Origin of the sequence: Pseudodesulfovibrio profundus (genome assembly GCF_900217235.1) — a bacterium.
Taxonomy (GTDB): domain Bacteria; phylum Desulfobacterota; class Desulfovibrionia; order Desulfovibrionales; family Desulfovibrionaceae; genus Pseudodesulfovibrio; species Pseudodesulfovibrio profundus.
This window is the reverse complement of sequence record NZ_LT907975.1, coordinates 2,426,150-2,444,265: the sequence shown is the minus strand read 5'-3', so window position 1 is coordinate 2,444,265 and position 18,116 is coordinate 2,426,150. Positions and strand designations below refer to the sequence as shown.

The following is an 18,116-nucleotide window of genomic DNA, read 5'->3' as shown; positions in this document are numbered from 1 at the left end:
AGCCCCCCTTAACTTACCCTAACGAATTAGTTCTTCGGGTGGCAATCCTTACAAGACACGGGAACTTCCTTGCCTTCTTTCTTCAGCTTCTTGTGGCAGCCGAGGCAGGAAGCGTCAGACTTCTTGCTGTGGAAAGCCTGGTAGAAGCCCTTAGGATCGCGCTTGGCGCCCTTGGAAGCATCGGTGTGGCAACCTTCAACGGAGCAACCGCCGATGGCGTCCTGGGACTTTGCCGTGTGGTGGCAGGTCATACAGTCAACTTTAGCGTCAACGTGCTGTTTGTGGGGGAAATCCACGGGGGATTTCTTCATGTCGACACCCTCAGGGGCCTTCAGAACCATGTTATCTGCGGGAGCATTACCGGCGATAACGGCAGGCAGCGCGAAAACGCATACCAGAGCGGCAACCATCAGGCTGATCATCAGTGATTTTTTCATTGTACCTTCTTCCTCCTGTTGCATGAAAATAAACTGTCACACTCTCTACAATAGCGGGATAGAAAAGTATCCGTCCCCTGTCAAGACAGGGAATGCCATCGTAGACGCTTGCTTTTACCTGAATATCACCGCTCAATGCAAGGGTGATTTTGAAGAAATCATGCTGATTGTGAAAATATTTACAAGAAGAGGCCCTATATACCACCCTCCAATCCAACGATCCGGCACCAACAAACCGTGTTTTGCTCGAAAGCCACCCCCGCAGGTCGAGCCGCCTGCCAATCGCATTTCCGAACAATCAACACATATTCTGCCACGAATATTGACTTTTATTCGGCAATCCTGATTGTGCTTCTTTCGACTAGACACTAACGGAACCGTGCTGCCGCTACTGAACCATAGACGGCAATCATCACTTTGATTTCGCGCTATAATTTTCGGTCCATCCGTGTTCAAACCTTCTGACACGAAAAAACTGCGACCTTGCACTCGTTTCACCCGCAGTCACAACAAATAATCAAGAGCGAGCAGTCACGACAACTGCTCGCCCTTCTCGATAAAAGCATATGGCTCGGCAGCCCAACAGGAGGGCTCAAGAGTGTACGATTGTATCAGGACTCCCGGCTTATATCGTATTTACGGTGGTAGCCACGAGGTGTGAGCATCCGATCGCCAGCGACGCGGGTAGCGGAGTTGCCTATGATCAATACGGTCTGCATATCCACGGACTGCACATCCACGGAATCGAGCCGGACCACGCGAACGTCCTGCCCCTCCCGGTAAGCGCGACCGACAATGCCCACCGGTGTCCCGGGAGCGCGGTGCTCCCCGATGATGCCCAAGGCATTTTGCAGGTGATCGCTCCGTTTCTTGGACCGGGGGTTATAAAGCGAGATGACGAAATCCGCTTCTGCTGCAAGACGCAGGCGCTTTTCGATCACTTCCCAGGGCGTCAGCAAATCGCTGAGGCTGACGGAAGCAAAATCATGCATGAGCGGAGCGCCCAGCAGAGCCGAAGCAGCATTGAACGCAGCCACACCGGGGACCACGGAAAAGGGAACCGTATCCAGCAGCCCTTCGGCTTCCAGAATTTCGAGCAGCAGTCCGGCCATTGCATAGATACCAGCATCACCGCTGCAGACCATAACGGTCTTCTTACCCGAGCGTGCGGATTCAATGGCACCTCTGGCCCGTTCCACTTCGCCCATCATACCGGTGGAGACAACCTCTTTATCCTTGAGCAGTTCCTCGGGCATCAGGGCTATATACCCCTTGTACCCGGCAACCACGTCGGCTTCCCTGATGGCATCCAGCGCCGCAGGGGTCAGCAGGCTTTGATCTCCAGGCCCAAGGCTCACGGCTTTCAACATCTATATTCTCCTCGCCACGGCCAGCGTGACGGATTTTGTTTTGGTTTTTTCCACCACCAATTGTCCTCCTTCGGACAAAAGCAATGCAGCCGCTTCCGAAACAGAAGGGATTCCCATGCGCTCTTTCACCATGTCCGATGGATTGGGCGCTTCTACTTCTTCAAGGCGCGCCTTGGCATAAAAGACCAGTTCAATCCCGAGGTCGGCAGCGGTTTCGAGCAGGCCGGGTTCATCCTGCTTGGCGTCAACGCTTGCCACGCCACCGATACTGTGCAGGGAAAGCCCTTCGGCACTGAACACGTTGCTGATATGAGCGCTGATTTCTTCCTCGGGAACACCGCGCCGACAGCCAATACCGAGCATCAGAGATCGGGGATACAGGCGCAAGGCACCGGAGTCAGGGCAGTCCTCGTATTCGGAAACCCACACTCCCGGCTCACCACGTTTCCATTCCTTTTTCTCCCGAACCATGACGAATGGTTCACCGTCCACGCCCAGCCGGTCAAACGGATCGAACAACTGCACGGTCCGCTTGTCCAGCAGCGCACCATTGACGACTTTGACGCGATCAATATTGCCGATGGTCAGATTCTTCTCTTTTGCCAGCATATCCAGCGAGACTACCCCGGCAGAATCAGTGGCGGTCGTGATCACAGGCTGGCCGCCGGTGACATTTGCACATTGGACAGCCAACTCGTTGGCACCGCCCAGATGGCCTGACAGGAGACTGACGACAAACGCGCCATCCGTATCCATGCAGACCACGGCCGGATCGCTCGACTTGCTTTGAATCAACGGAGCGATGCACCGGACGACTATTCCTGCCGCTGCCACGAAAATATGGGCATCAAACTCATGGAACGTCCGCTCCACCAGTTCGGGCAGGGAGTCAAACGGCTCGGCATCGCTGACGACATGTCGTCGCACACAGTGGACAGCACCGCCCAGTTCTCGGGCGAGCTTGTGCGCAAGTCGACACCCCTGTCCGGTCAATCCATATATGGCTATCTTCTGTTGAGTCATGAGAAAATCTCCTTGCTGTCAAGACGGGATGTATCAACTCCCCGGCTGCTCCGAAAGCGAAAAGATTGCGTCAAAACGAATGACGACAACGTCCACGCATCGACTGCATGCGTTTTGAATCGGTTGGGATCAAGGCAATGGAACCCGCGATCAGTACGCCAACCGTCCAAGTGACTTGAGGATAAGCGTGCAGCCCATGGCAAACATACCTGTCAGCCCCATGCCGCATGAGAATCCGGCCAGTAGGACCGGCGCATAGTGTCGCCACTGCGCCCCATATTTCTTGAGGAAATAGAATCGACCGAGCAGCGCCCCGATTACCTCCAGAATCATGCCGTGGGGTGTGGACTGCCCCAGACCGCGCACCACTCCATAGACCAGCATGACGGGCAGCCCAAGGACATTGAGCACCGCGTACAGGCACAGCCCAAGCCCCACACCGGACATGACCACCGGCCCGGATAGCGCCTCGTAGAACAGGGAGTTGCCTTCCAGAGTGGAGGTCTGCATCAGCAAGGTATTGAGCGCCTGCAGATGCCACAATTCCTGCGCGAACGGATATTCAGGCGACGGAATGGGAGCCAGTTGCCACAAGAACTGGGAGAAAAGGAGCGATGAAACCATGACAATGGGGAAGACGATGATCTCGGCCTTGATAATGCCGCGCAAGCTGGTTCCGGTCAGCTCGATCTGTCGGAACTGCACCGTGGCTTCGCCGTAGTTATGGATGGGGATGGGCGCATACCAGATTTCCAGCCCCTGATATCCAAAGAACTTGGCACCGGCGATGAACGAGAACTCCCGAACCATGGGTAGCGCGATGAACTGCCCGGCCATACCTTCCATTCGGGCGGTGACGTACGAGATGAACGGGGTGTACACGAACCCGTAAATAACAAAGAATATCCATGGGAAGGCCGGAACAAGCCACACGCAGAACGCGATATAGCACAACGTCGAGAAGACATAGATGCCTATGGACACCCAGAAGTTGATGTCGCCGCGGGATTTGTGCGACTTGAGCAGGATGGAGAAGTCGAGTTTCTCGCCATCCTTGGACCGGAACGAATTGACAACATAGTAGATACCGATGGCACCGATAGCCAACCCGAGGCCGATACCGAAGCTCATGTAAAAATCGAAGTTGTTGGCAAAAACCGTTTCAACCGTTGCCATGCCCGGATGCCAGCGATGCAGTATGCCCTCGGCATAGAGGATGGGGTTGGCGATGATGGTGATCACCAATCCGAGCAGACCGCCTATGACCGCCCAGAACGGCAGGACCATACCGATGAAGACCAGCCCGAGATCGAACTGGAGTCCGGTGGCAACGGCTGGCAGCACATCTTCCGTATGTTGTGTCAGCTCGATCCAGGGTATGGGAATGAGTCGTATCGGCTCGGTAAAGAGCAACCCGGATAGGGCCGGTAGCAGGACATAGAAGAACCCGAAGGCCAACCCTATGACACCCCCTATGGAAAAGACGCGCCACTTCCACCCTGTCTTTCGATCCTCGGTGGATTCGGCAAGGGCCATGGTACCCAGTGCGCCCACAGGCGCCATGGGAAACGGCAGTTTTTCCACGTCCGAAGTGATTCGATACAGGGAATACCCAAGCCCGAAGTGATCGATACGTTGCACCAGTTGCGCGCCCACGAGCAGCAGGATGGGGATGAGCCAGTCCCGGTGCATGAACGTGCGTTCCAGATAGGAGCCGGAACCAAGGGCAGGAGCGATCCAGTGCGGAATGAACTCGGTAAGCCCCAGCATGCGGGCCGCGTCCGACTGCACGATATACTGGTTCCATAGCAAGCCCTGGAACGGCGACGCCAACGCAGCACCAGCCATGTAGTACAGAAGAAAAATTTCCTGTTGTTTCAGATGGGTGTAGGAACGCTTGGCGATTTCCGCAAAGAGAATGATTGTGACCCAACGCGCAGCCGGACCAATGCCCTGTCCGATGACCAATTGCAGGTACATGGAACCGGGCATCATCAGGAAGCCGATGAAGATCGCACCGACAATGGTCTTCCAGTCGAACCCTTCCTCGAAATGCTCGGGCGGCTTCAGCAGGTCTCTATATTCTTGTAGTTCCTTATCGTCATGCATCGTCTGTCGTCCTCGCCCCTATCCGGCCACTATCCACATGCCGAAAGAGGTTGTGCGTTCTTCCATGCCATCTGTTTTCGTCAACTGCCTACAATTCGATCGATTATCGATCATCTGCCGATCACCTTGCATCACTTTCCGCATATCACACCGCTCCCCTACAGCGGGAACACATTGTAGCTCTGGCTGCTGAACAACCCGATAAATCCATACACGCCGCCCATGAGGAAGTCCCCGAGGATCAGCCCGACAAAGAGATAGCGTACGCGGTTGAACAGGCTGGTACCGCCGTAGTGGAGCACCAGATGGTTGCACAGCCACCCCAGAAAGAAGGGGAACCAGAGGATTTTCATTCCAGCGGAGTAGGCCACCAGATAGCCAAGGGGATGCAGTGGCCACCAGGGGAACTTGTAGTAGCAAAATATCAACAGTCCCATGACCAGTGCACCGGCACCGGCATAGGTTATGGTCCAGTAATTGGGGCCGACCGGCTGATCAACCAGTCGCTGGGCGTTCTCGTAGTTGGCGAGCACGGTCTGCGTGGCCCATTCCAGCCCAAGCTCCCGCAGCCCGTATTTGTGGCCGAGATAGAGCATGGTCACAAAAGCCGTGGCCAGCGCCAGCACCAGCGATATGCCGATGGCAACCAGAACCAGACTGCGCCGGTTACTTTCCTGCCGAATCTTGGAACCATGGAACAGCGTCGGGGCCACGGCTTCACGCACATCCAGGAAAAGCACCTTCTGCATGACTGCGGTGGCAGCTATGCCTGCCGAGCCGAAAAAGGATGTGCCGAACATGCCCATCAATGCGTCGGAAGGGGCAGCGGTCATGGTGAAATACGGCAGTCCGCCCTGACAGACGATTCGACTGACCACGAGCATGAAAATCATGAACATGAGCGGCAACAACAGGGAGGCCACCAGCGGCAGTCCGAAGAACCAGCACCAGCCGGACATGAATACCAGTCCGATGAGCAAGCCCCACAACGGCCAGATGGGCGTGACCCATTGTCTGGGAACCTTGTCGAACTTCCCTTTGTGCTCGCCCTCGCCGCTCCGGCAGGAAGGACGGAGGAAGCATGTCAGTGTTTCCTTGAGGTGATGGCGGGCAAGCCAGACAAGGAAAACGAAGAAGATCAGGTAGGAACCGATTGTCTGCGCCCCTTCCGGCCGGGCCAGATCAGGCCCCAGGGTCGTACCAAGGGCTGCTTCGGGAAGTTGCCAGCCGAGCACGTAAAGCACGCCGAACAGCAGGCCGCCCAGCAGATAGAACACCCACATGGAAAAGGATATCTGCCGTGTGGTCAGGAAGGCGAACCCGACAAAGGCCGGGATGAAATACAATTTGAGCTTATGGAAGCCGGAGAACAGCCCGAACTTCGGGAAATAGCTGCCTGCCAGAATCAGCGTGGGCATCTCCGGCACCGACGGATAGTAGAAATGAAGCCCGTTGACGAGATGCAGGAATCCGGTGAAGACCAGCCCGATGAGCAGGTACCGGTTGCTCCACCATGAGGTGAACTGCTTCTGGTCCAGCGCTTCACCCATGAGCATGGGTACACGTACCAGCGGGAAATGAACGCGTTCGTTGACCACCCACTGACGCCCGAACAGCACCATCAGGCAGAGCATCACGAAATAGGCACCGAGGAAGAACAGCGCCCATATGGAAAGGACCGGCAGCCAGACATCCCAGTGGATACCGGACAGCACTTCCATGACGCCCATGTCTCTGCCGCCCTTGATCCCCTGGAAAAACGTACTGACCGCCTCTGCCGAGCGCGGAAACCACGCCTCCGGAAGCAGAGGGCCGAGGACTTCGGTCCAGCGGTAGGCATCCTTGGCGTAGCGCTCGGGCGCGGTGATATTGACAAAAAAAGTCTCGGTCAGTCCGGCCCAACTTATGGCCGTAAACAGGACCATCATCAGCCAGACAACGAGCAGCTCCACACCGGAATAGATAGGCGGACGGCGCGTCAGCCGTGAAATCAACGCATCAAAGACGAACAGCCACGCCACGATGAAGAACGGCGCCAACGGGAAATGCCCGCCACCCATGGGGGTATTGTGCAGCACCGCGTTGTTGTATGGCGTGTACACGCACAGGAACAGGCCCAACACAAGCCCTGTCAGTAATGCTCTCAGGCGGAGTCGTCCGTTCATGCCGCCCCTCCGTCTTTGTCGCCGTCATCAGACATGGATCGTTCCATTTCAGCGTTCAGATCAAGCGCATATTTCTCCACGGCGTCGTCATCAAGAGAACGCCACGCCAGAAGCTGCTTGCGAAGATCATTGAGAAAGTTCTTGTTCAAGGATTCCCATGCTTTCACCTCACCCGCCTCACGGTTGATGACCACGCGCACCTGCCGAAATCCGGTGTAGACATCCGATGGGCAGAACACGAGCTTGACCTTTTGCCGCACCCCGAAATCAAACGGAGCGAGCCAGACCCGCAGGTCGATGGAAAAGCAGAGATCATCCGGGATGGAGCTGCCGGTCGGGATGCCAGCCAACAGCCCGGTCTTGAGCTCCTGAGATTCCAGATCAAGGAAGTTGCACTGCATGTCGTCGGTGCAGAATGCGCCGTGGGAAACATCATAGTGCGCCATGTAGTATTCACGCAGGAACCCGCCGGCCGATGCCATTTCCTGCAATTTGATCAGGAAGGGCAGCACCACGACCAGCTCGTCGCCTTTGGCCTTGGGCATGGTCCAGGACCTGTTCACATCGGGAATCGCTATATGGGCCGCGACCTTGGCCGGATAAATGGCGGATACGAGCACCACGCCAATGACCAGCAGCATGGCGGCAACACCTGCCGTAGAGGAATAGTTGGCTGTCATGCCTGCCCACAAGGGAGTCCCGGCCAGAAACGCCGACGATCCCTGGGCGAGCAGATAACCCACAACCACGGAAATGACCGCAAAGGCCAGGGCCTCGGCAATGAACAGGAACGCCACATGGGGCGGAGCCAGTCCGACCGAAGTATAGACCGCGATTTCAGGTTTGCGCTCATACACCGAGCCAATCATGGTATTCAGCACGATCAGGATGGAAATCCCCAGTGGTATCAAAATATTGGCAACGCCGGAGTAACTGACGGCATCGGAAGCGTAGTAGAGTGAGGTTCCCGTGGACCCGCCGCGGAAGAGCAGCATGCCGAAACGATCTCCCAATTCACCGGAGACCTCGGCAAAGCCGTCCTGCGGTTTGATTGCGATGCCCTTGAGCTTACCCGCCTTGAGGGTAAGTAGGGTCTCGGCCGGGATGATGACCGTCTCGTACCCGGGGATATGCTGGTACCTGGACTGGGTGGAAACCACATCCTCGCCATTTTCGATGGCTTCGGCCTCGACCTCGGAAAGCTGCGTGGCGGCCTGATTGGGGAACACGATGGGCGTGATCAACTCGCCGTCCAGATCAGGATTATCGCGCAGACCGGTGTCACTGAACACACCGACCAGTTTGACGTCCAGACCCCAGACATTGACGATATTTCGCTCGGGATCATCAGGATCAGCACCTATCTGGTCGGCTATACGTTCGGGCAGAAGGATGACATGACGCTCCCCTTCCTTGAACCAGCGACCTTTGACCAGAATCCGGTCAAGGCCCGAGACTTCAGGTTCGAGGTGCGACAGTCCCACCATGCCTCGTGCCGGACTCTCGGCATCTCCACGGGCAATGGGGATACGCGGTGCGCGGGATTTGTCGGCGGTAAAGCCGATGTCATACCAGGCGCGGGGAACAACGATTCCCTTGCCTTCATAGGTGGTTTTGACCGTTGCCAGCGCCTCTACCGGCACATTCTGCCAGTTGAAATATTTCAGGAGCCGACCGGTGTAGGTCGCCTCGTCGCTGAACTGCGCCCAGCCAGCCTGTCGAACCGATTTGACGGTGGTGAAGTTCATGATGGTGAACGTCAGGATGACCAGCGTCATGAACGTGAGGAAGGTGCGCACCGGCCGCCGCTTGAGGTTGCCGACGCCCAGCACGAAGGCCGCTCCAAAGGCCGCAGCCGGACTGATGCCCGACAATTTCACATGGGCGGACCGCTTCTGCAGATCGACCATCTCCCGCTCGAATCGGAAGAAGATGATCAACGAGACAAGGAGCGAGAGCGCCAGAATGAAGAACGCCAATATGACCACTAATGGCGAATAGGTCAGCTCAAAGGCGGGATGCACCACGTACACGATACCAATGATACCAACCAGGAAAGCAAGGAAGGCAGAAATACGCTTCTTGATATCCACGAAAGAGAAGAAAAGCCGTTCCATGCAGTAGGCAAACGGCACGAACAGCGCCACATAGAACAGGACGCCCACCAGCACGTCTTTTTGTGTCTTGTCCACGTCGTTGTAGACCCGGCTGGCCTTGGCGAGTGAGGCGCGGGAGGACTCCATGAACTTGTCCCACTGGCGGGCTTCGCGATACTCTTCGGCCTCGGCCAGGTCGTCACGCCCCAGTTGGCGAAGCTTCCTGATACGATCGTTGACAATGCCCTTGGACTCAAGGTTGTCGATACGGGGATTGAGCAGCGACCACATATCACGGGCAGCCCGATACTCGGTCATGGGAATGACCGGCCATTGCTTGGCAATATACCCCAGCCCCTGCGGATGCTTTGCATCGGCATTGAGCAGAAGCACCTTCTTGTCGAGCACGGTATCGGACAGTGTCAGCTTGATGGGCGTATCCGGCTCCAGGAAAAGCGTCCCAAGCGAGGATTTGCGGGTATCCAGACGGCTGTACCAGTAACTGACCGGCGGTGCTTCGGTCCGTCCGTCGATGAGCGTCGGGCGGTACAGATACTTGAATGTGCGCGGATCAAGCATGTTGAACAGCGTGGTCTGGGTGCAGGAGAAAAGTATCAGGTCCGTGGCCTGCACCGGCCGCTTGAGCTTGATTCGGTAAGCCTCCTTGCCGGTCTTGGGCTTATCGATGGCCCATTCCGCCAATCCTGTCTCAGCATCGAACTTGAACGCCTCGACCACCGCCTTGTGGTAGCTGACCTTCCTGTTTGCCAGCCCGGGAATACGGAACGTACCCGCCGTATCGACCATGGCGTAGTTCAGTGTCTGCCACTGGAAGGCGAGGACTACCATGTATGTTCCCGGCCGGTCAGGGAAAATCTCGCCCTTGCGCAACAGGTTGGCTCGTCCTTCCACAGTCACGAAATAATTTTTGCTTCGCTCCCCTGCATTGTCGATGGGACGATGAGTCAGGGCCGAGACCAGTTCTTTCACCAACTGCGCCTGACGGGAGACAAAGTCGAAATCCACCCTGCCGGGACGGTCGTAAGGCGTACCCCAGGCCGATCGAACATCGTGAACCGTGGTCAGCGTCAATCCCGGGAATCCGGCCAGAGCCATGGGTTCCCCCCCCAACTCAGGCGTATCCGGCAGATAGCTCTCCCACGCCCGCTTGCCCGGACGCAGCGTATCATTGAAAAGAGTGGCGATTTCAGGCTTCAGCGTGGTGACGACCTGCTTGAACACACTGTCGATGGGGCGGAAAAAGGCGGTCCGATTGACGTTGGGCTTGAGATCGTGCAGCCAGCCTTTGTCAAAACCGCCCACGCCATTGCCGTGACTGGAAAGATACAGGGAAACATGGGCAGCAATGGCCCGCTCACCAATGACATCGCGTAGCTCAAGGGCCGAAGTCACGTCCTTGAGCTGGCCGGTAGCGTCCTGCAGGATGGCAGTCTGGTGGAGGATGGCATCCCCCACAAATTCAGTGAGCACCGCCTTTTCCTTTTCGGAAAGCGGGAAATCCGTGGTGGTCGAGCTGACCCAGTTCAATCGTTTCAGCTGAATACGTCGGGCCGCCAGTTCCTGTATCCGCTTCTGCCGGGCCGAATCGTCCAATCCGGTGGATTTGGACTCAAGGAGGCGCAACCGCATCAGCTCATTGGTCAGATCATCTTCGCGATTGCGAACCACCGACTTGAACGCACCTTTTATCAGGCTGATCCGCTTTTCATCCAGCAAAGAGGTATCCAGCCCGTTACGTGGCCGCAAAATTTCCAGCACCCGACCGGCATTCAGCACCCGCTGCTCCAGCTCGGCCTTGCGCTCCTCGATGGACTCGCCTTCGCTGGCAAGAGCCCATGTGAACTCACGCATTCCCACCTGTGCGTTGCCCTTGCCCGCCGTGGCCAGCAACATCACAGAACGTTTGGGCGGATTGGCGGCCAGTTCCCGGGCCACTTCCATCAGTGTCGCGATGGATACAGCCTCGTCCGCTCCCGGCGAGTGCTCGGCCACAAGGGCGGTGGAGTCGTAGAACGCCTCGTTGATGACAACCTGATCGGCAAGTTCCGGGTCGCTTCCTTTGATGAAGCAGTAAATATTGTCTGCGGACACATTGCGCCAGACCGACGACGAACGCAGCCGGACATCGGCCAGTCGCTGGGGGCCTTTATCGCGAAAACCGGTACCAAAGAGGGACTTGGCCCGCTCACGGGACATCCAGAACACGGGAAAATCAATGGGGGTCGGCTCGAATTTCGACTCGAACAATGATCGCGGGGCAGGACCGCCGTCACCGCCACGCCCCACAAAAATCAACGCCCGTGCTCCGAGCATAGCGGCATTATTCCAGTTCTTGCCGGAGTCCATGTCCATGAGGACCACATTGCCGGAAACGTCCATGCCGTTGAAGTCCGCTACATCCCCCTTGGCCGCATACAGCAGTTGGGCATCAATGCCGGGAGGCGGAACGGCTCCGGGAGACAGTGCGTTGAATCGCAACTGGCGGAGTTCCAATGTGCGGTCGGTGTCCGTAACGGTCAGGGTGGCCCCGGACTGAACGATCACCGGCACATGAAAGGACTGCCTGCCTATGGTTGCCTGGGGAAACAGAGCGCGGAACTCCTCTTCCACCATATTGGCAGCTTGAGCAGCGCCCTCAGAACCAAGAGACCGATTATTCAGCGCGGCCAGGCGTCCGATGAAATCGACAGGAGAAGCAAGGGATGGGGTGGCGAACAGAAGCACCGCGAGCAGCGGAAGCACCCAACTGCAAGTACGAATAATCATCGAAGCGCCACAGCCTCGATCATGTGCTTTTCTGTTGGTTTCAGCCGCCGCCCTTTGCATGACTATCCACGCTCCTCGCCAGCTCGACCGGAGCTGCTGCCAGCGAGTTTTTCTCCGATTCCACCGACGGAAATATCAAGTTCGTCGCGGTTCTCCACGCGATCGACCATGCCATCACGTACCCAGACCACCCGGTCGGAAACATTGAGCATCTTGTAATCATGGGTCGCGGAGATGACTGTCACGCCGCGCTCACTGGAGAGCATCTGCAACAGCTCGATGATCTCGCCGCCGGTTGTCAGGTCAAGGTTGCCGGTGGGCTCATCGGCCAGGATGATCGAGGGATCGTTTGCCAACGAACGGGCTACGGCCACACGTTGCTGCTGACCGCCGGAAAGCTCCAGCGGCTTGTGCTGGAAGCGCTCGCCCAGCCCCACCAGTTTGAGCAGCTCGATGCCCTTCTCCTGCGCATCGTCGGCGTTCATCCCGGCAAAGGTCATGGGCAGGGTCACGTTTTCCAATGCGGTCATGACCGGAATGAGATTGAAGGTCTGAAAGATGTAGCCGATCTTGCGGTTGCGCAGCCATGCCAGCTCGTAGGCATCCAGTTGGGAGATATCCACCTCATCAATGAACACCTTGCCGTCGGTTGGTTTATCCAAGCCGCCGATCATGTTGAAAAGCGTGGACTTACCCGAACCGGACGGTCCCATGATGGAAATATACTCACCCGCGTACACTTCAAGATCGACCCCTTTCAGGGCTTCCAGCTTCTGTTTGCCCATGACAAAGGTCTTTTTTACGCCGATGACACGGACAATGGTGCGTTTTTCTTCTGTCATATCCCTTCCCTGCCGACCCTCGGACGGTATCGGCTCTGACGACGGACGCAACGTGCTTCAAGGCCCGCCGCCGTTTCAAATCTTTTCGGGCCTGCCTAGTGCTCTGCCCGGATGGCGTTGATCGGTTCCATGCGCGCCGCCAGCAACGCCGGGTATAAAACGCCCACGAGACTGAGCATACACCCCGCAAGAGTGGCGAGTCCTATGGACCCGAGCAGATCGACCATTCCCAATCCGGTAATAGCCGAACCGCCAAAGCGGACCACTCCCGTCAAAATGGATATCAGGCTTCCCAGCACGGCACCGGTCACGGCTCCGGCAATCCCCTGCATGGTAGCCTCAAGCAAAAACAACTTGAGGATCATGGAGTCCAAAGCGCCGAGGCATTTCATGACACCGATTTCGGAAAACCGCTCGGTGACCGACATGAGCTGCGCGTTGATGATGCCAACAGTGCAGACCAGCATGGACAATATGACAATCCATCGCTCCTTGGCCGACATCGACACAGCTCCCTCGGCGTAATCGACATCGTACCCGACCATGCTCAGAGAGCGGGCAGCATCCATTCCGCCGCTGCGCAACATACCCTCGGCCACATCTAGGTTGACCAGCACGAACGCAAGGAACGCAACAGCCAAAACCAGGCTCGACACCGTGATCATGGACCGGAAAAAACGGACCTTCAGGCTCTTGTAGCTGATCTCCAGTGATTTGGAGAACGGCAATGTGATCAGCCTCTTGATTCGTTCCTCTGGTTGGCGGGTAACGCCGTTATGGTCGACGCCTGGCGCGGTCATGGAACAACCTCACTTAAAAATTGCTTATTTTTCAACTAGTCCCAAGTCTATGTTAGCCGTGACGCTATGACAACACCTAATTCAAGAATAATTATCAAAAATCGCCTGCCCCACGGAAACCCTTCCCATGTCCAGATGGATGGGTTTCAAGTTGGGTGACTGAGCCACCAACTCCAGACATTTGTCCAGAAAATGAAACGCTGCGTCATTCATGCGCTGATGGTGCAGCATGACGCCCACGCGCCCGAACTCCACTGCCTGCCGAAACTCCTCAAGCAGCGCGTCCAATCCTTCCTGCGGGTCCTCCTCGCTCCGTGTGTGTAAATCCACATTGACGGGCGTACCGCGCACACCGGCGGGAAGGGGTACTTTTTTCTTTTCGGACTGCGAACGCGAGACCGCCTTGAATCCCAGTTCGGCCAGCACTTCGGCGGTGTCGGAGTCGAATCGATTCCAAGGGGGCGTGAACACAGGATGAAAATCATCACCGAGAATCGACTCCAGCCGCATACGGCCCTTGATGATGTCCGCACGCTTATCGGCTCGTCGCCGACTGACACCGAACTCACTCTTCTTGCCGGTATGCTGGTGGTTGACGTGCCGCCAGCCATGCTGATGCCAGCACCACAGATCGTCATCTCCGGCCCATTCCTTGAGTACGGCCCAGCGCGAAGCCGTTATCCATGCCGGGGTGACAGCCAGATGCAGCGGCACCCGGTACTTGCGAAAGACCTCAAGCATGCGCCGACAATTATTGCCGGGAACAGCAACATCGTCTGCACGGAAAAAGACTGTTGTTCCCGAAAAGGCACCACGAAATATTTCCGCCAATGCGCTGATGGCGGATTCCAGCTGGACCGTGTCGGCCAGCCACAAAGGAGATATGGTGGATTTGACAATCATCGTTGATTACCAGTTAGCACGGTTTCCTAAGAAAAAGCAAAAACATGAGACAACCCCGCATCGTCTAACGAAGAGAGCAGCAGCGAAATATCTTCTCGCCAGAACAGACCTTGCTGAGCTTTGCCGATTCTTCCCTTATCCAATTAATCTATTCCATCACAAAACGGAAACATTCTACGCCTCAACAGTCGAAAAAATAACAGCCACAAAAGCAAATCCGTCACTATCCTTAACGGGCTGCCTCCGCGCAGGGTGGACTCGACTGTGGCAGGGCAACAAATGGCTGTGGAAATGAGGCCCGTCTGATAGTATTATCCGGCCTCCGACACATGGAGTTCACCTCACATTTCATGCCGAGGTCCTCTTCTGTATAATAGATCATTAATTTACAAGGACTTTTTTAAAACAATATCATCCGCGCAAAGTCCAACCTACGGGGAACAACCAGTTCACAATATCAAAATCATATTGGACGATATGCTTTGATACACGATACACATCGAAACAACGGTAAGGAGTTTTCCAATGAATATTTTCGGACCATCTGTTCCATTCTATAAAATGCAAGGCTGCGGCAACGATTTCGTCGTCGTGGACAACCGTGAAGCCAAGGTCGCTGAAGCCGACATGCCCAAATGGGCAAAGGCGCTCTGTGCCCGTGCTTTCGGCGTCTATGCAGACGGACTGTTCTTTCTGGATGACACCACGGAAGACGGCCTCGATTACCGCTGGCACTTTTTCAATTCCGACGGCTCCCGCGCCGAGATGTGCGGCAACGCCTCCCGCTGTGCAGGCAAGCTGGCGCATGCCATCGGCCTGGCTCCGGCAGAACACACCTTTGGTACCGACGCCGGTCCCATCAGCGCACAGGTACTGAAAGACGGCCCCGACGCCGGACGGGTCAAGGTTCAACTGACTCCGCCCAAGGGACTGGAGACCGACATCCAGCTGGAAATCGACGGCGCACCCCTGACCGTTCACTTCGCTGATACCGGCGTCCCCCATGTTGTCGTCTTCGTGGAAGACATCGAAGCCCTCGACATCATAGATCTCGGCTCCAAGCTCCGCTACCATGAGCGGTTTGCCCCAGCCGGGACCAATGTCAACTTCGCCCAGGTGAAGGATGACAACACCATGCTCCTGCGCACCTACGAGCGCGGCGTTGAAGCCGAGACCTACGCTTGCGGCACCGGTGCCGCAGCCACCCAGCTTGTCGCCAACACTCTGGGACTGACGGCGGAGCGCGCCGACCTGACCACCACGGGCGGCGAAGTACTGACCATATTTCTTGAAGAAGGCACTGTCTTTCTTCAGGGGGCGGCCGAACTGACCTTCAAGGGCGAGGTCTACCTGGAACCGCTCAAGCTGATTTAGAAGTCCTGCGAGAGAGAGCGTGGAGGCCGTCCCCCTGTTCAAGGGGTGCGGCCTCTCGTATTTTGCCATTCCACTTGGCTTGGCAGCCCCGATGTTGTAGCCTTCCTCTGTCGCCACTGCGACACGGAAAAACAATGACAGCAAGCAATCCACATATACCTGAATTACTGGTCCCCGCCGGAGACATGGAAAAACTGGAAACAGCCATTCTCTACGGAGCGGACGCCGTCTATCTTGGCGGCGACAGCCTGAACCTGCGCGCCGGAGCCGGAGGCTTTTCCCCGGAAGAACTCGAACGCGCCATAGAACTCGCCCACGACGCCAACGTGAAGGTCTACTTCACCCTGAACGTCTACCCGCGAGAGTCCATGATCCCCGCAGTGAAGGAATACATCGAACGGCTGCGGGAACTGAAGCCCGACGCCATCATCGCTGCCGATCCCGGCGTCATCCGCATGGTCCGCCGACTGGCACCGGAAATTCCGGTTCATGTTTCCACACAGGCCAACACCTCCAACTCCGAATCCATCCGATTCTGGCAGGAGTGCGGCGCCAGTCGTGTCAACGTGGCCCGCGAACTGCGCTCGCAGGAACTCATGGAAATGCTGGCCATTGCTCGCACCGAGATGCCGGATGTTGATCTCGAAGTTTTCGTACATGGCGCCATGTGCATGGCGGTCTCGGGTCGCTGCTACATGTCGGCCTACCTCAACGACCGCCCCGGCAACCTCGGCGAGTGTTCCCATCCATGCCGCTATGAATACAAGCCACACACCGTCACTTTTGAGGAGCGCACCCGCCCCGGTGAAGCGTTGTGGGAGATTCGCGAGTACCCCATCGAAAAACCGGAAGAAGAGTTCAGCTTCGACGAAGAGGAAGACGACTTCAGCTTCGAGCCGCTGGGTGGAGATGAGACTCCGGCTGAAACCATGGCTGATCCCGCTTTGACGCTGGGTCATGAGACCGGGGGCTGGACCAAGATTTTCGCTGCGCAGGATTTGTGCCTCATGCACTATGTGGAGTGGTTTTCACGCATGAAGGTCGCCTCCCTCAAGTTGGAAGGCCGCACCAAAAGCTCCGCCTACCTCGCGCAGGTGGTGGATGCCTACAAGACCGCTCTCAATGACATCCCCAAAGGGGAGTTCAAGCCGGAAAAATATTTATCCGAAGTGGTTAATGCCGCTTCACGGCCCCTGACCACCGGTTTCTTCGACCCGGAACGGCGCGGTGCCATTGCCATGCCGCCTGACCCCGGTGAAAAGCGTCCGGTGTTGGCCCGCATCCTTGAGAAGACCGGCGACGGTCGATGGCGCGTGCAAACCAAATCCCGCTGGAACATGAGCGACGACATCGAGCTGCTCATTCCCGGCATGGAACGCCCTAGACTAAGTTGTGAGAAGTATGGCGTGGAAAACAAGGACAATGAAGGGCTGGAAGTGGCCCATCCCGGTCAGTTCGTGGAGTTCATCTGCGACCATCCCGGTATCCGACCCGGCATATTCCTGCGCCAGCCGTGGGATCTGGACGATCTGGACTAGAATTTTCCGCCTATCATCAGTCGAGCCTCGGCAAGGTCTTCTGGCCGATTGACGTTGAAAAAGGACAGAAACTCGGGATCGCCATCGTACAATCGGGCGACCGGGACTTCTTTGACACGCACATGCTCGAAGAAGCGTATGATCTTGAAATCGCCCTGTGCAAGCTGATCCGCGATAAACGGCAGGCAGCGCTTGGAATAGATCGCGCAGAGCGGTTCACGGTAGCCGTCTTCCTTCAATGGGATGATCACGTCATCATCGGGTGCAATTTCGGCCAGAAGCCGCTCGACCAGGCCCGACTGGAGAAAGGGCGCATCGCAGGCGGAAAAGAATCCGAAATCCGTGGTCATGGTTTCCAGACCGGCGTGGATGCCCGTAAGCGAACTTCGCGCCTCGAATCGGTCCAGGGCCACGGGCAGCCCATACTCGGCAAACTCATCCGCTTCACGCGCCGAAATAATTATTTCCTGAAACAACGGGCGATAGACTGCCAGCAATCGATCGATAATCGCCAGTCCCCCGATATCGAGAAATGCCTTTTTCACATGCCCCATGCGGGTTCCGAGGCCACCGGCCAGTATAATGCCTGCTATATTCATGACGGGGAATCTAAACCAACCGCGTGAGAATGGGAAGGGTCCACAAACACTTCTTCTCCGTGTATAAGGATTT

12 protein-coding genes are annotated in these 18,116 nt (G+C 56.6%); 2 read left to right on the top strand and 10 right to left on the bottom strand.

The window, feature by feature from the left end; genetic code table 11:
* Positions 1 to 26: 26 nt before the first annotated feature.
* The 9 genes from DPRO_RS11510 to DPRO_RS11470 all read right to left on the bottom strand — a co-directional run bounded on the left by DPRO_RS11510 (position 27) and on the right by DPRO_RS11470 (position 14,532).
* A complete protein-coding gene (locus tag DPRO_RS11510) occupies positions 27 to 437 on the bottom strand; it encodes a cytochrome c3 family protein (protein ID WP_097012171.1) in 411 nt (136 codons plus the stop codon).
* Positions 438 to 1,048: 611 nt separating this feature from the next.
* A complete protein-coding gene (cobJ, locus tag DPRO_RS11505; protein ID WP_097012170.1) occupies positions 1,049 to 1,807 on the bottom strand; it encodes a precorrin-3B C(17)-methyltransferase in 759 nt (252 codons plus the stop codon).
* Positions 1,808 to 2,830, bottom strand: a complete 1,023-nt coding sequence (locus DPRO_RS11500) for a cobalt-precorrin 5A hydrolase (protein WP_097012169.1) — start codon at positions 2,828 to 2,830, stop codon at positions 1,808 to 1,810.
* Positions 2,831 to 2,980: 150 nt separating this feature from the next.
* A complete protein-coding gene (locus DPRO_RS11495) occupies positions 2,981 to 4,939 on the bottom strand; it encodes an OPT family oligopeptide transporter (protein ID WP_097012168.1) in 1,959 nt (652 codons plus the stop codon).
* A gap of 158 nt (positions 4,940 to 5,097) precedes the next feature.
* On the bottom strand, positions 5,098 to 7,104 hold the full coding sequence (locus tag DPRO_RS11490) for a DUF6785 family protein (protein ID WP_097012167.1): 2,007 nt from the start codon (positions 7,102 to 7,104) through the stop codon (positions 5,098 to 5,100).
* Positions 7,101 to 12,047, bottom strand: coding sequence for an FtsX-like permease family protein (locus DPRO_RS11485; protein WP_232005567.1), 4,947 nt, complete (start codon positions 12,045 to 12,047; stop codon positions 7,101 to 7,103). The genes DPRO_RS11490 and DPRO_RS11485 overlap by 4 nt, the downstream gene beginning before the upstream one ends.
* 2 nt (positions 12,048 to 12,049) lie before the next feature.
* Positions 12,050 to 12,829 (bottom strand): ABC transporter ATP-binding protein, encoded by a 780-nt coding sequence (locus DPRO_RS11480; RefSeq protein WP_097012166.1) that lies wholly within the window; start codon positions 12,827 to 12,829, stop codon positions 12,050 to 12,052.
* 95 nt (positions 12,830 to 12,924) lie between these two features.
* Complete coding sequence (locus DPRO_RS11475; protein WP_097012165.1) at positions 12,925 to 13,629, bottom strand: ABC transporter permease; 705 nt, start codon at positions 13,627 to 13,629, stop codon at positions 12,925 to 12,927.
* A gap of 81 nt (positions 13,630 to 13,710) precedes the next feature.
* Positions 13,711 to 14,532 carry a polysaccharide deacetylase family protein gene (locus DPRO_RS11470; protein ID WP_097012164.1) on the bottom strand — a complete coding sequence of 274 codons (822 nt, stop codon included), beginning with the start codon at positions 14,530 to 14,532 and terminating at the stop codon, positions 13,711 to 13,713.
* Between the two features lie 525 nt (positions 14,533 to 15,057).
* On the opposite strand from DPRO_RS11470, the gene dapF reads away from it, so the two are divergent.
* Positions 15,058 to 15,906 (top strand): diaminopimelate epimerase, encoded by an 849-nt coding sequence (gene dapF / locus DPRO_RS11465; protein ID WP_097012163.1) that lies wholly within the window; start codon positions 15,058 to 15,060, stop codon positions 15,904 to 15,906.
* A 134-nt stretch (positions 15,907 to 16,040) separates the two neighbouring features.
* The gene (locus DPRO_RS11460; protein WP_097012162.1) at positions 16,041 to 17,444 is read left to right on the top strand and encodes a U32 family peptidase; all 1,404 of its coding nucleotides are present in this window, start codon (positions 16,041 to 16,043) and stop codon (positions 17,442 to 17,444) included.
* Here the strand turns inward: DPRO_RS11460 and mobA are convergent.
* Positions 17,441 to 18,043, bottom strand: coding sequence for a molybdenum cofactor guanylyltransferase (gene mobA, locus DPRO_RS11455; RefSeq protein WP_097012161.1), 603 nt, complete (start codon positions 18,041 to 18,043; stop codon positions 17,441 to 17,443). The two genes, DPRO_RS11460 and mobA, sit on opposite strands and share 4 nt — an antisense overlap.
* Between the last annotated feature and the right edge of the window lie 73 nt (positions 18,044 to 18,116).